Here is an 11,869-nt window from a genome sequence, read left to right as displayed (position 1 = left end):
AGACTAACGGCCCCGAGCCTGTCTGGGGGCTTGTGGGCTGCTCGACGCGCCGCCGGAAGCCAAGAGGAGCCCGCCGAGGGCGGCCACCTGGAACGTGTCCCGGCCTGCGGCCTTGGCCGCGTACAGGGCTTCGTCGGCGGCCTGGAGCACCGCCGCGCCCTGCTGTCCGTGATCCGGCAGTACGGCCAGTCCGATCGAGACGGTGACCTTGATGTAGAGGTCCGCTCCGCCGTCGCGCGCCGGGACCACGATCGGCTCCCGGCGCACCGCGTCGCACAGCCGCTCGGCCACCGCGACGCCGCCCACCTCGTCGGTCTCCGGCAGCAGCACCACGAACTCCTCGCCGCCGTGCCGGAACGCCACGTCGACCTCGCGGATCTCGTACCGGATGCGCTGGGCGAACTCGGCGAGCACGGCGTCGCCGGCGGCGTGGCCGTAGCTGTCGTTGATCTCCTTGAACCGGTCCAGGTCCAGCGCGAGCACGCACAGCCGCCGGCCGAACCGGGCGGCGCGCTCGGACTCCCGGCGCAGCGAGTCGCGCAGCGAACGGTAGTTGAACAGGCCGGTCAGCGGGTCGGTGACGGACAGCCGCTGGGCCTCCTCGTGTACGCGTACGTTGTCCACCGCCACGGCGGCCTGCCCGGCGAAGGTGCGCAGGGTGACCAGATCGGAGTCGTCGAACTCGTCGCGGCCCAGCCGGTCGTAGAGGGCCAGCACGCCGCGCGCCGCGGGCAGCGCCCCCGGCTGCGGGAACGCGCTCGCCTCGCCCAGCCCCGGAGCCGAGAACGGCACCACCATGTACGTGCGGCAGTCGGGCTCGCCCGGGTCCAGCCGCGGCCCGTCGTGCTCGACGCGGCCGATGCGCGGCACGCCCGTGGCCGCGACCGAGCCGGTCAGGCCCAGCCCGTACGGCACCCGCAGGGTGCCCCGCTCGCCGGTGGTCCACTGCTCGGACAGGCCCTCGGTGCACTGGCCGACCAGCGCCCCGGTGGCCGGGTCGGCCAGCAGCACCACGCCCGCCGACGCGCCGGTGGCGTGCCGGGCGGTCTGCAGGATGACGCGCAGGATCCGGTCCAGGTCGTGCGTGCTGGACAGGGTGTCGCCCAGCACGCCCAGGTGCCCACGCAACTGGTCGCGGCTGGCCGTCAGCGCGGCGACGTAGGTGTGCAGCTCGCGGGTCATGTGGTTGAACGCGGTGGCCAGGCGGCCGATCTCGTCGTTGCCGCGCACCGGCACCCGGGCGTCCAGGTCGCCCCCGGCGACGCGGTCGGCGGCCAGGGCCAGCTCGACCACCGGCTCGGTCGCGGTGCGCGCGAGCCACCACGCCACCGTCACCGCCACCGCGGCGGTGACCAGCACGACCACGGTGAGCAGCAGGTAGAGACCGGTCGGCGGGCGCGCCGGCAGCGAGACGGCCAGCGGCAGCGGCTCCCCGGGCACCGGCCCGAGGCGCGCGACGAGGTGCCCGTTGCCCGCCGCGCCGATTGCGCCCTCGCCCAGCGTCGCGGCGTACCCGGTGACCGTGGCGGCGTCGCTGCCCAGCATGGTGGTGTGCACCGGCCCGGCGGCCGCGGGCGGCGGCGCGGGGGCCGGATCGAGCGGCACGGTCTGCGGACCGGCCTCGCCGCCGGGCTCCCCCGCCATCGCGGCCGGATCGCCGAGCGGCTGGTTCGGGCCGTCGGCGGTGGGGTCGTCGACCGGCAGGCCGCCCGCGGCCGCGCCGGTGACGTCACCCGCGGCGGCCCCGGCGAGTTCGCCCGCCGCATCACCGAGGGTCGCGCCGACACCGTCCTCGGCGGCGTCGTCCGCGAACGTGTCGTCCGGCAGTTCGGCGAGGTCGGGCTCGGGCGCCGCGGCCCCCGCGCCGGGGGCCAGCCCCGCGCCGGGCAGCAGGGTGAGCTGCGCGCCGCTGGCCTGCGCCAGGCGGCGGACGAGGTCGCCGTCCACGGCGATCGCGGCCGAGACGGTCCCGGTGGGCTCGCCGCCCGGCCCGGCCACCGGCACCCGCGCGGACAGCGCCTCGAAGCCGGACACCGCGTCGGAGACGACCTGCGGGTCGGGCCCGGCGCAGTCGGCCCACGGCGGCGCGGGCGCCTGCGCGGTGGTGGCGCCGTCGACGCCGTTGTCGATGTGCACGCCGTCGGCCAGCCCGGCCGAGACCATGCGCTGGGCGGTGGCCAGGCGCTGGTCGGCCGGGGCCGCGGCGACGCCCTCGGCGACGGCGCGCAGCTGGCCGCAGAGCGCGCCGACCGAAGTGCGCACCGAGCCGGCGGCCACGGTGAGCCGCTCGGTGGCCCGCTCGTGGGAGAGCTTGCTGACCATGGTGCCCACGAAGAGGGCACCGATCAGGACGGGGCTGAGGACCACCGCCAGGAATGCGGTGGTGAGCCGTGCGCGCAGTGTCACACTTTCCCCCTCGGCGGCGGTGAAGTCATCGGTGTCAACGGCCGACGCCGCGCCAGGATGCGACGGATGTACCCACTGAGGACGTTATGAGTGAATATTCCGTTTTTTCGGTGCCGTCCGCGGCGGCCAAGCGGGAGGCGCGCCTGCCGCTGCTCGCCGCCCGCCGCGCGATGACCCCGGAGGCCGTCGCGGCCGCCGACGCGGCACTCGCGGCAGGACTGTCCGCCCTGGTCCCACCGGACGCTGGATGGACCGTCTGCGCGTACGTGCCGATGCCCGGCGAGCCCGGCGGGCCCGGGCTGCCCGACCGGCTGGCCGCCCTGCCCGGCGTGGCCCGGGTGCTGCTGCCGGTGCTGCGGCCGGACCGCGACCTGGACTGGGCCGCGTACACCGGCCCGGACGCGCTCGCCCCGGCCGCCTTCGGCCTGCGCGAGCCCACCGGCCCGCGCTGTGGCGTGACGGGTATCACTGAGGCGGCACTGGTGCTGGTGCCCGCGCTGGCCGTCGACCGGGCCGGGCTGCGGCTGGGGCGCGGCGGCGGCAGCTACGACCGCGCGCTGGCCCGGGTCCGGCCGGGCACGGCGGTGATCGCGCTGCTCCACGAGGGGGAGCTGGTGGACCGGGTGCCCGCCGAGCCGCACGATCAGCGGGTGACCGGCGTGCTCATGCCGTCCGGCCTGGTGCGCATTCCCGGCTGACCGCGGCAGTGGGGTCGGCGACAGACACTTGGCTTCCCGGCCGGGTGTCAGGCACTATTAGCACTCGGTACACCAGAGTGCCAGCAATGATCATGGAGGGGAACGTGCCCACCTACCAGTACGCCTGCACCGCTTGCGGCCACCAGCTGGAGGCCGTGCAGTCGTTCGCGGACGAGCCGCTGACCGTGTGCCCGACCTGCGAGGGCTCCCTGCGCAAGCTGTTCTCCTCGGTCGGCGTGGTGTTCAAGGGTTCCGGCTTCTACCGCACCGACTCGCGCGGCGGCGGCTCCGGCTCGGCCCCCGCGGCCTCGACCTCGTCGAGCAGCAGCGGCGGCTCGTCGAGCAGCACGCCGTCGAGCAGCAGCACCAGCAGCAGCTCGTCGAGCAGCTCCACGAGCGCTGCCGCCTGATTTTCGACGGTATCGTCCGGTTCGGCGTTATAGTACGGCGGTGCCCAGGCTCCGCCGTCGCCGAAGCGGGTGATCAGTCCCAGTGCGGAGGACGTTCGTCCCGCAGCCGGTCGTCGTTGGTCCACGACCGCTCACCCCAGCCCCGGTCCGTGTCCTCACGGGTCTGCTCGGGCAGGACGGGCGTGTCGTCGTCCAGCTCGACGACGCGGTCGTCGTCGCCACCGGCGGGGAAGGCCTCACTGCTCACCAGCGCAGCATAGGACCCGCGCCGCACGGTCACCACGCCGCCGGGCCACCGCGATGAGCGGCCCCGGCGACGAGCAGTGGCGCCGCCCCGCGCCCGGCGCGGACGATGCGGGCGCCGAGCGATCCGCGCAGACCTATCCCGGACCGCCCGCGGCGATCCCGCCGCCGCCCGGCTGGCATCCCGAGCCGGCGCGGCGCCTCACCCCGCCGCGGCCGTTGCCGGAGATCGACGACGATGCGCTCGACCTCGACGAGGACCGGGCGGACCGGTTCACCAACGTGCTCGGCATCGCGGCGGGCATCGTGCTGATCCTGGTCGCCTGCATCCAGTGGCGGACCTGACCGGTCAGATCGTGCCCCACACCGCCTGAGCGCCGCTGTCGCCGGTCATGAAGACGTAGTAGCCGGTCGCCACGGCCATGGCCACGACGAGCGCGGACAGGCCGTACACCAGCGCCTTGGAGCCGCTCGTCGCGGGCTTGCGCGCGGCCGACGTGCAGACCAGCACCAGGCCGATCGACAGGGCGCCGAGCAGCAGCCCCGCCCACGCGGCCGCGTCGCCGTAGTCCTTGTGCAGGTCGACCTGGGCGAGGATCTGCGGCGGGTAGCCCTTGTCGACCAGTGTCTGGAAGAGATTCTCCCCGCTCAGCTTGGCGAACCAGAGCGCGGCTGGAGCGGCCGCCCCGAGCCCGAGCACCACCCAGCCGAGATGCTTGCGCAGCACCGGGACCAGCGCGTAGAGCACGGACGCCACGATCAGCAGCGGGCCGAAGACCACGCCGAAGTGGACCAGCAGCGGATGTGCCGGCAGGCCGAAAATCTCCCCGAACACGGTGCCTCCACGTTGATCGCCGGACACGGGTCAGGCTGAGCCTAGACCTGCCCACGTCAATGGGATAGGGGGACGCCGGCAGTGTCGCGGACCACGGATATACGTCCATTTCTTGAACAGATCAAAGCCACCTGCTGAAATGGTTCTCATGTACGGCGACGACGAGCCTCAGGCTCTCCTACGCGCGCGGGGCCTGCGGGTGACCCGGCCGCGCCTCGCCGTGCTCGACATCCTCGGCCAGGGCGGCCACCTGGAGGTCGAGGAGATCACCCGGCAGGCCCGCGAGCGGCTCGACTCCGTCTCCACCCAGGCGGTGTACGACGTGCTCGGCGCGCTCGCCCGCGCCGGCCTGGCCCGGCGGATCGAACCCGCCGGCTCGCCCGCCCGCTACGAGGCCCGCAGTGGCGACAACCACCACCACATCGTCTGCCGCGGCTGCGGCGCGATCGCGGACGTGGACTGCGCCACCGGCGCCGCGCCCTGCCTGGACCCGAGCCAGACCCACGGCTTCTCCCTCGACGAGGCCGAGGTCACCTACTGGGGCCTCTGCCCCACCTGCCAGCGCCTCGCCGCCGAAGACCGCGCCCCCACCCCCTGACCGCCCCGCCCCGCCCCGCGTTCAAGATCGCTCAACTTGCCTGGCACTTGGGCGTATCTTGGGCCCGCTTTCGCCCATCTGCCAGGCAAGTCGGATGATCGAGGCGGCTGCGCCGCCGGTGTCACGGCGTCGTGGGTGACGGGGCGGCGTCGGGGTGCTGCTGGTGGGGTACGGCGGTGGGGACGGTGGACTCGATCGCGGCCCAGGGGTCGCGGTTCGGGGCGTCGGCGCCCGCGGGGCAGACGCGCCGGTAGTCGCACCAGGAGCACAGGGCGCCCGGGTTGGTCGGGAACGCCTCGTCCGGGTCGGCGCCCTCGTCCAGCGCGCGCTCCGCGGCCATGATGTCGCGGGCGGTGTCCTCGGCGCGCGACACGTGCCGGGCGATCGACTCGGGCGTGTGCTCGTGCGCGGCGACCGTGCCGGTGGGCAGGTGGTGCAGCTCCACGGTGCGGCAGCGGCGGCGGAAGACCCGCTCGGCGGCGAATGCGTACAGGGCCAGCGCCAGCGAGCCGCGCGCGTCGTCGGCGTCGAGCCCGGTGCGGCCGGTCTTGTAGTCGACGATCACCGCCTCCCCGTCGCGCGCGTCGATGCGGTCGGCGCGGCCGCTCAGCGCCAGCACGGACGTCTTCGCCGCAACGGTTCGCTCGACGCCCAGCGGGGACTGCTCCGGGTCGAGCCCGGCCACGTACGACTCCAGCCAGCCCAGCGCGCGGTCGTAGACGGCCCGCTCCTGCTCGTCGTCGCGGTAGCCCTCGCGCACCCAGGTGGCCCGGAGCAGCCGGGGCAGCGCCTCCGGCCCCCGGCGCTCGACCGGCACGTCCCACCAGTTGCGCAGCGCGGTATGCACGCTCGCGCCGAGGGAGTTGTGCGCCCAAGCGGGCCCCTTCGGCGGCGCCGGCCGGTCGACGTAGGCGTGGCGGTAGCGGCGCGGGCAGTCCGCGTACGCCGTGAGCTTGCTCGGGGTGCAGACGAACAGCCGTTCCGGCATCAGGTCGAAGCCGAGCTGCTCGGGGACGTCCTTGCCACGGCCGGTGCGGCGGCCGGAGGGGGTGGGGGTACGGCTCACCCGGTCGATCCTCCCAGCCCGGCCCGGCACGGGCCAGCCGACCCGCCCACACTCCCGCTCACGGGTGGCTCTGCGTGAACATCTCCACGAAGGCGCCGATCGAGTCGGCCATGAGCTGCACCGCGATCGCCGCCAGCAGCAGACCGGCGATGCGGGTGAGCACCTCGATGCCGCCCGGGCGCAGCACCTTGACGATGAACCCGGAGTAGCGCAGCACCAGCCACACCGCGACCATCACGGCCAGGATGCCCAGCGCGATCGCCGCGTAGTCGCCGGGCTGGTCGGCGCGCTGCACGAACAGCATGGTCGCGACGATGGCGCCGGGGCCCGCCAGCAGCGGGGTGCCCAGCGGCACCAGCGCGATGTTGGAGGTGGCCTGCTGGTCCGGGTCGTCGGCCTTGCCGGTGAGCAGCTCCAGCGCGACGAGCACGAGCAGCAGGCCGCCCGCGCCCTGCAGCGCGGGCAGCTGGATGTGCAGGTAGTCCAGGATGGTCTGCCCGGCGATCGCGAAGACCGCGATGACGCCGAGCGCCAGCGCCACCGCCTGCCAGGCGGCCCGGTGGCGCTCCCGCGCGGGCAGCGCCCCGGTCAGCGCCAGGAAGATGGGCACCATGCCGGGCGGGTCCGTGATGACGAGCAGGGTGACGAAGACCTCGCCGAAGAACTTCCAATCCACACCGGATGCATAGCATGCCGGGGGCCGCGGATCAGGCGGCTGCCGTAACCGGGGTGGTGCCGGTCGCAGCGGCGAGGATGCGCTCCAGCGCCGCGGGGGCGGTGGTGTACTCCCCGATGCGCACCTTCTTGTGCGTGCCGTGGAAGTCCGAGCTGCCGGTGACGAACAGGCCCAGCTCCGCGGCGTGGCGGCGCACCTGCTCGCGCTCGGCGGGGCTGTGGTCGTGGTGGTCGGCCTCCAGGCCGTCCAGCCCGGCGGCGGCGAGCTGCCCGAACACGGCGTCCGGGACGACCCGGCCGCGCACCGACGCGCGGGGGTGCGCGAACACGGTCACCCCGCCCGCCGCCTTGACCATCCGCAGCGCGTCGAGGACGTCGAGGTCCTCCTTGGGTACGCGGTAGCGGCTGCCCAGCCAGCGGGAGGTGAACGCCTCCTGGGTGTCGGCGACCAGCCCGGCCCGGATCAGCGCGGCGGCCAGGTGCGGGCGGCCGACCGTGCCGCCCTCGGCATGGCGCAGCACGTCGTCCCAGTCGATCGGGATGCCGTCGGCCCGCATCAGCGCGACCATGCGCTCGGCCCGGCCCAGCCGCGACTCGCGCACCCGGGCCAGCGCCCGCGCCAGCGGCTCGTACCCGGGATCGAACAGGTAGGCGAGCAGGTGCAGCCCGATCGACTCGCCGTCGCCGTGCCAGCGGCAGCTCAGCTCGGCGCCCGGGAGCAGGGTGAGCCCGGCGGGCAGCGCGGCCGCGGCGGCCGCCCAGCCGCTGGTGGTGTCGTGATCGGTGAGGGCCGCCACGGTGAGGCCGGCCGCGTGGGCCTGCCGCATCAGCTCGGCGGGAGGGGTGGTGCCGTCACTCGCGGTGGAGTGCAGGTGCAGGTCGATCATTTCTTGACTGTGCCGAACGCCGGGATCAGCATCCACCCCGGGGTCACGTCCTCGGGCATGGTCACCTGAAGCTTCGCCCCGTCGGTGCGGCAGGCCAGGATGGCGTCCCCGCCGATCTGGGCCAGCGCCGTCTGGTTGTCCGACCACACCAGCGCGACCACGGTCTCCACCGGGCAGTTCGCCGCGACCTGGAGTTCCTTGACCTTCTGCTGGGGGTCCCCGGCGGCCGTGTCCCGGGCCCGCTGCAGGTCGATCATCTGTACGCCGACCGGCGTGATGATCGCCAGCAGGCGGCCGTCGGGCGACAGCGCCGCGCCGCGCCGGATCATCTCCATGTTGATCAGCTCGCTGCAGCCCATCCGCGCGCCGATCTTCAGGCCGGTCTTGATCGCGGTGACGTCGACCAGGCACAGCCGCTTGTCCGTGCCCTCGACGACGCCGACCGCCGCGCTGCCACCGGCCGTGCCGAAGACGGCCCGCAGCTCGGCGTTCCAGGTCTCGCTGTAGCGCGCGGTGCCCGCGCTCCAGTAGTCGTAGCCCGACGCGCTGGACAGCACGACCCGGTCGCCGAAGAAGCCGACCGGGACGGCGGCCTCCGGCACCGGCGAGGAGGCCACCTGGGTGCCCTTGCCCGCGCCGGACAGCTTGCTCACGGTCAGCGTGCCGTGGTCGTTGACGGCCACCCGGACCCCGTCCTGGCTCACCGTCCACGAGGCGCGGCCGGACAGCGTGACCGGTTTGTCGGCCGAACTCGGCAGCAGGCGCACCGCGGTGTCGTCGGAGTAGACCCAGCCGTCGGGCACCCGGGCGATGGCGTCCACCTCGCCCTGCTGCTGCAGCTGAATACGCTTGCCGTCGCTGGTCCACAGCTGGCCGCCGACGAGCAGGTCGAGCGGCAGCGCCATGGTCGGCAGCGCCGGCTCCTGCTTGGCGACCGGCTGCTGGGCCCCGGCGAAGAGGTCCTCGAACGTGATCCGGTCGGGCTCGGCCGCGGTCGGCGTGCCGCTCACGCTCTGCGCCGCGGCCGCCGCACCGAGCACCGCCGCGAACGCGAACACGGTCATCGTGCCGGTCAGGCCCTGCCGTCGCCGGTTGACCACCCGCGCCCGGCGGATGGCCCGATCCGCGGGATCGGCGGCGGCAGGCGACGTCTGCACGCGAGCCGCGAACATCTCACGCAGCTCGTCCTCAAGCATGGTCACCGCCCGGGTTGGCCGACCGGCACTCGCGCCGGCCGAACTGCTTCCTCCCGAGGCGCCGGCACCGCGGGTGCGGTGACCGAGGTGAACCCGTTCATCACGGCGGCCTCGCCCGTGGGCAGGTCGAGCGTCTCCGTGACGACCGTGTCCGGCCGCTGCCGCGGGATCTCCGGCGCCGCCGCCGAAACGGCGGGCATCCTGCCGGTGACCCCCTCGGCAGCCAGCCGCTGCCGCAGCGTGCCCAGGGCGCGAGAGGTCTGGCTCTTCACGGTCCCGGGCGAGATCTGCAGCAGGGCGGCTGTCTGCGCCTCAGACATGTCCTCGTAGAAACGCAGTACCAGCACGGCGCGTTGTCGTGCCGGCAGAGCTTTGACATGTTTCCACAGCACGTCACGTTCGAGCTGCTCTTCGAGATTGTCCGGTGCGGCCCGTTCCGGCAGGAATTCGGTGGGTCGCTCCCCGTGCCAGCGCCGCCGCCACCAGCTGGTCGCGGTGTTGACGAGCACCCGCCGGGCGTACGGCTCCACGGCCTCGATCTGGCCGAGCCGCTTCCACGCCAGGTAGGTCTTGGTGAGCGCCGTCTGCAGCAGGTCCTCCGCGGTGGCCCAGTCACCGGCCAGCAGGTACGCGGTACGCAGCAGGGCAGCCGAACGTGCGGTCACGAACTCGCGGAACTCGTCCTCCATCGCCGACCGGTGGCTCACAGACGCACCTCCCATCGCGGGCGCGTCACGGACGCCCGACCGAGGCGCGTCCGACCGCGCCCATCACCCCGTGTAAGAGGCTCGCGCACGGCTTCAGGTTCCCGGTATCGGGTGGATACCCCGTATGCGTCACCTCAACGGACAGACTGGCATACGAGTGCTACCGGATCTAGATCTGGTAAGGAATTTTCCTGTCGGCTTTCACCGGACCTTCACATTCCGGCGAAGGAATCCGACTATTCCTCTTCCGCTTCCCGGCCCAGGCGCGCCTCGACGGCGGCGGGCTCGTACATCTCCTCGACGATGCGCAGGTAGAGCTCGTTCGGATTGGGCATGTGCTCGACCTTGCTGAGCGCCTGGTCCTGGCCTGCGGACTCGAGGACGAAAGTGCCGTAGTTGAGCATTCGACCCAGCGGGGACTGCTCATACTTCATGTCGGTGACCTTGAGCAAAGGCATCATCGCGACGCGCCGCGTGATGAGTCCCTGCACCAGCATCAGCCGTTTGTTGGTGAGAATGAACCGATCGAAGTACCAGTCGGCGACCGTCCAGGCGACCCAGCTCATCACCAGCGCCCAGATGACCACCGCGACCACCCACATGCCGGCCACGTCCTGCTTGGCCAGGAAGCCCGACAGGTAGCCGAGCGCGAAGGTGGCGATGATCCCGATCAGCAGCGGGTTGGTCAGGTGCACCCAGTGCCGCTTCCACTCGCCGCGATACCGCTCCGTGGGGAACAGGTAGCGGGCGACCATGGCGCTCGGCTCGTCCTCGAGCGGCAGCACCCGGCGGGGGCCCAGCGGCATGCCGGAGGCGTCGAAACGCACTCCGGCGAGCTCCTCCTCCGTGAAGTCCGGGATGTCGCCGCCCATCGGCGGCAGTGACCCGTCCCCGGGATCGACGGGGGGCCGGCCGCCGGCTCCGCTGCCGGCTCCACCGCCCCCCGCACCGGCGGCCGCCCCCACGGTCGCCTTCCCCACGAAGTGTGTGTGGTCGCCTGAGTCCGTACGCGACTCGCTGTCGGCGGGCGGGCGTGACTCCGCACGGGTGCGCGGGATGGGCTCCGTGTCGCGCTCGCGGCGACCGGACCACTCCGGACCGTCAGGGTCCGGAGTCGGCTCTTCGCTTGGCTCCTCCGGCCCCAGTCCGCCGATCATGGGAGCTAGGCGACCAGGCTGCCGAAGAAGTCACCGAAGCCCTGGGCGATGTCCATGACAGTGCCGCCCAGCGTCTTCACGACGTTCGCCGCAGAATCGGGCCGGAACGCCACGAAGAAGATCAAAAAGGCGATGCCGCCCCACGTAAGGATCTTCTTGAGCATGTCGGGCTATCCCCCTCCGCCTGGCCGTGTCCACTCGACAACTGGTGGCCGTGGCGAGACTCAGCGTATCAGTAACGGTGCCTGCCGAGAATCATTAAGGCATATCCGTGCCAGGCAAACCAGCAGCGTCCGAACAGGAAGTAAGGAAGTCGACTCAACGGCGCGCGCGCAGGCGCGGGGAGAGCGCGCCGTACACGAGTTCGGCCGGCAGCCAGTCCGTGAGGTCCTGCAGCACGACCTCCTCGCTGAGCAGGTAGCCGGCCTGCGCGGGCCAGGTCACCGCGTACAGCCAGCGCCCCCGGGCCTCCCCGGCGTACGCGCTGCGGTCGTCGGGCGTGGACACCGCCCACAGTGGAGTGGGGTGCCCGTCGGCTTTCACCTTCGCGTGTGAACCGTGGCTGGCCGGCGGGTCGACGAAGGCCGGGCCCGGGTCCGGGCCGGCGATGCCGGCGTACCGCGCGCCGAGGCCCACTCCCGGGTCCTCCGCGACCAGCAGCACGTCCGCCGGGCCGTCGCTGAACGGGGTCGGCCCGCTGCAGGCCAGCGCCGTGGCCGACACGCCGGACCGCTCGTCGCCGGCCCAGGCCACCCCGGTCACCGTCCAGCCCGTCGGCAGCGGCCACGGGCACCACACCGGCAGGCCCGCCTCGGCCGCGCGCTTGACGGCGCAGGCGAAGACGTCGTGATTGACGTGCTGGGCGGTGTGCAACGGCGGCACCGGCCCGTCCCGCTCACACACCCAGTCGGAGTGGGCGAGACCGGGCGGCCGCAGATCGCCACCGCACCGCGGACATGACACCGCGAGCCCCATGACCCCAACTGTCCGC

15 protein-coding genes are annotated in these 11,869 nt (G+C 73.3%); 4 read left to right on the top strand and 11 right to left on the bottom strand.

The window, feature by feature from the left end; translation table 11 throughout:
* Nucleotides 1-3 precede the first annotated feature (3 nt).
* On the bottom strand, nucleotides 4-2,406 hold the full coding sequence (locus Cba03nite_RS19460; RefSeq protein WP_239125871.1) for a GGDEF domain-containing protein: 2,403 nt from the start codon (nucleotides 2,404-2,406) through the stop codon (nucleotides 4-6).
* A gap of 86 nt (nucleotides 2,407-2,492) precedes the next feature.
* On the opposite strand from Cba03nite_RS19460, the gene Cba03nite_RS19455 reads away from it, so the two are divergent.
* A complete protein-coding gene (locus Cba03nite_RS19455; protein ID WP_203747921.1) occupies nucleotides 2,493-3,104 on the top strand; it encodes a 5-formyltetrahydrofolate cyclo-ligase in 612 nt (203 codons plus the stop codon).
* An 86-nt stretch (nucleotides 3,105-3,190) separates the two neighbouring features.
* Nucleotides 3,191-3,514, top strand: coding sequence for an FmdB family zinc ribbon protein (locus tag Cba03nite_RS19450; protein ID WP_239125870.1), 324 nt, complete (start codon nucleotides 3,191-3,193; stop codon nucleotides 3,512-3,514).
* Nucleotides 3,515-3,587: 73 nt separating this feature from the next.
* Here the strand turns inward: Cba03nite_RS19450 and Cba03nite_RS19445 are convergent, their stop codons facing one another.
* The gene (locus Cba03nite_RS19445) at nucleotides 3,588-3,761 is read right to left on the bottom strand and encodes a hypothetical protein (RefSeq protein WP_203748082.1); all 174 of its coding nucleotides are present in this window, start codon (nucleotides 3,759-3,761) and stop codon (nucleotides 3,588-3,590) included.
* Between the two features lie 53 nt (nucleotides 3,762-3,814).
* Here Cba03nite_RS19445 and Cba03nite_RS19440 point away from each other — a divergent pair, with 53 nt between their 5' ends.
* On the top strand, nucleotides 3,815-4,102 hold the full coding sequence (locus tag Cba03nite_RS19440; protein ID WP_203747919.1) for a translation initiation factor 2: 288 nt from the start codon (nucleotides 3,815-3,817) through the stop codon (nucleotides 4,100-4,102).
* Between the two features lie 4 nt (nucleotides 4,103-4,106).
* Here the strand turns inward: Cba03nite_RS19440 and Cba03nite_RS19435 are convergent, their stop codons facing one another.
* Nucleotides 4,107-4,592, bottom strand: a complete 486-nt coding sequence (locus tag Cba03nite_RS19435) for a DUF2231 domain-containing protein (protein WP_203747917.1) — start codon at nucleotides 4,590-4,592, stop codon at nucleotides 4,107-4,109.
* Between the two features lie 139 nt (nucleotides 4,593-4,731).
* Here Cba03nite_RS19435 and Cba03nite_RS19430 point away from each other — a divergent pair, with 139 nt between their 5' ends.
* The gene (locus Cba03nite_RS19430) at nucleotides 4,732-5,190 is read left to right on the top strand and encodes a Fur family transcriptional regulator (RefSeq protein ID WP_373315758.1); all 459 of its coding nucleotides are present in this window, start codon (nucleotides 4,732-4,734) and stop codon (nucleotides 5,188-5,190) included.
* Nucleotides 5,191-5,311: 121 nt separating this feature from the next.
* On the opposite strand, the gene Cba03nite_RS19425 is transcribed toward Cba03nite_RS19430, so the two are convergent.
* The 8 genes from Cba03nite_RS19425 to Cba03nite_RS19390 all read right to left on the bottom strand — a co-directional run bounded on the left by Cba03nite_RS19425 (nucleotide 5,312) and on the right by Cba03nite_RS19390 (nucleotide 11,853).
* The gene (locus Cba03nite_RS19425; protein ID WP_203748058.1) at nucleotides 5,312-6,178 is read right to left on the bottom strand and encodes a RecB family exonuclease; all 867 of its coding nucleotides are present in this window, start codon (nucleotides 6,176-6,178) and stop codon (nucleotides 5,312-5,314) included.
* Between the two features lie 136 nt (nucleotides 6,179-6,314).
* A complete protein-coding gene (locus Cba03nite_RS19420; RefSeq protein WP_203747913.1) occupies nucleotides 6,315-6,932 on the bottom strand; it encodes a MarC family protein in 618 nt (205 codons plus the stop codon).
* A gap of 31 nt (nucleotides 6,933-6,963) precedes the next feature.
* A complete protein-coding gene (locus Cba03nite_RS19415) occupies nucleotides 6,964-7,818 on the bottom strand; it encodes a PHP domain-containing protein (RefSeq protein ID WP_203747910.1) in 855 nt (284 codons plus the stop codon).
* Entirely contained in the window at nucleotides 7,815-9,014 is a 1,200-nt protein-coding gene (locus tag Cba03nite_RS19410; RefSeq protein ID WP_203747907.1) for a hypothetical protein, read from the bottom strand. Before Cba03nite_RS19410 ends, Cba03nite_RS19415 begins: the two co-directional genes overlap by 4 nt.
* Nucleotides 9,015-9,016: 2 nt before the next feature.
* Nucleotides 9,017-9,721, bottom strand: a complete 705-nt coding sequence (locus Cba03nite_RS19405) for a SigE family RNA polymerase sigma factor (RefSeq protein ID WP_346113169.1) — start codon at nucleotides 9,719-9,721, stop codon at nucleotides 9,017-9,019.
* A 236-nt stretch (nucleotides 9,722-9,957) separates the two neighbouring features.
* Nucleotides 9,958-10,878: a PH domain-containing protein gene (locus Cba03nite_RS19400; RefSeq protein WP_203747904.1), complete on the bottom strand. Its 921-nt coding sequence runs from the start codon at nucleotides 10,876-10,878 to the stop codon at nucleotides 9,958-9,960.
* 5 nt (nucleotides 10,879-10,883) lie between these two features.
* Complete coding sequence (locus Cba03nite_RS19395) at nucleotides 10,884-11,042, bottom strand: hypothetical protein (RefSeq protein WP_170213147.1); 159 nt, start codon at nucleotides 11,040-11,042, stop codon at nucleotides 10,884-10,886.
* Nucleotides 11,043-11,196: 154 nt separating this feature from the next.
* Complete coding sequence (locus Cba03nite_RS19390) at nucleotides 11,197-11,853, bottom strand: DUF6758 family protein (RefSeq protein ID WP_203747902.1); 657 nt, start codon at nucleotides 11,851-11,853, stop codon at nucleotides 11,197-11,199.
* Nucleotides 11,854-11,869: the final 16 nt, after the last annotated feature.

This window comes from Catellatospora bangladeshensis (assembly GCF_016862575.1).
Lineage (GTDB): Bacteria > Actinomycetota > Actinomycetes > Mycobacteriales > Micromonosporaceae > Catellatospora > Catellatospora bangladeshensis.
The sequence above is the reverse complement of the archived record's forward strand: the minus strand, read 5'-3'. Positions and strand labels throughout refer to the sequence as shown.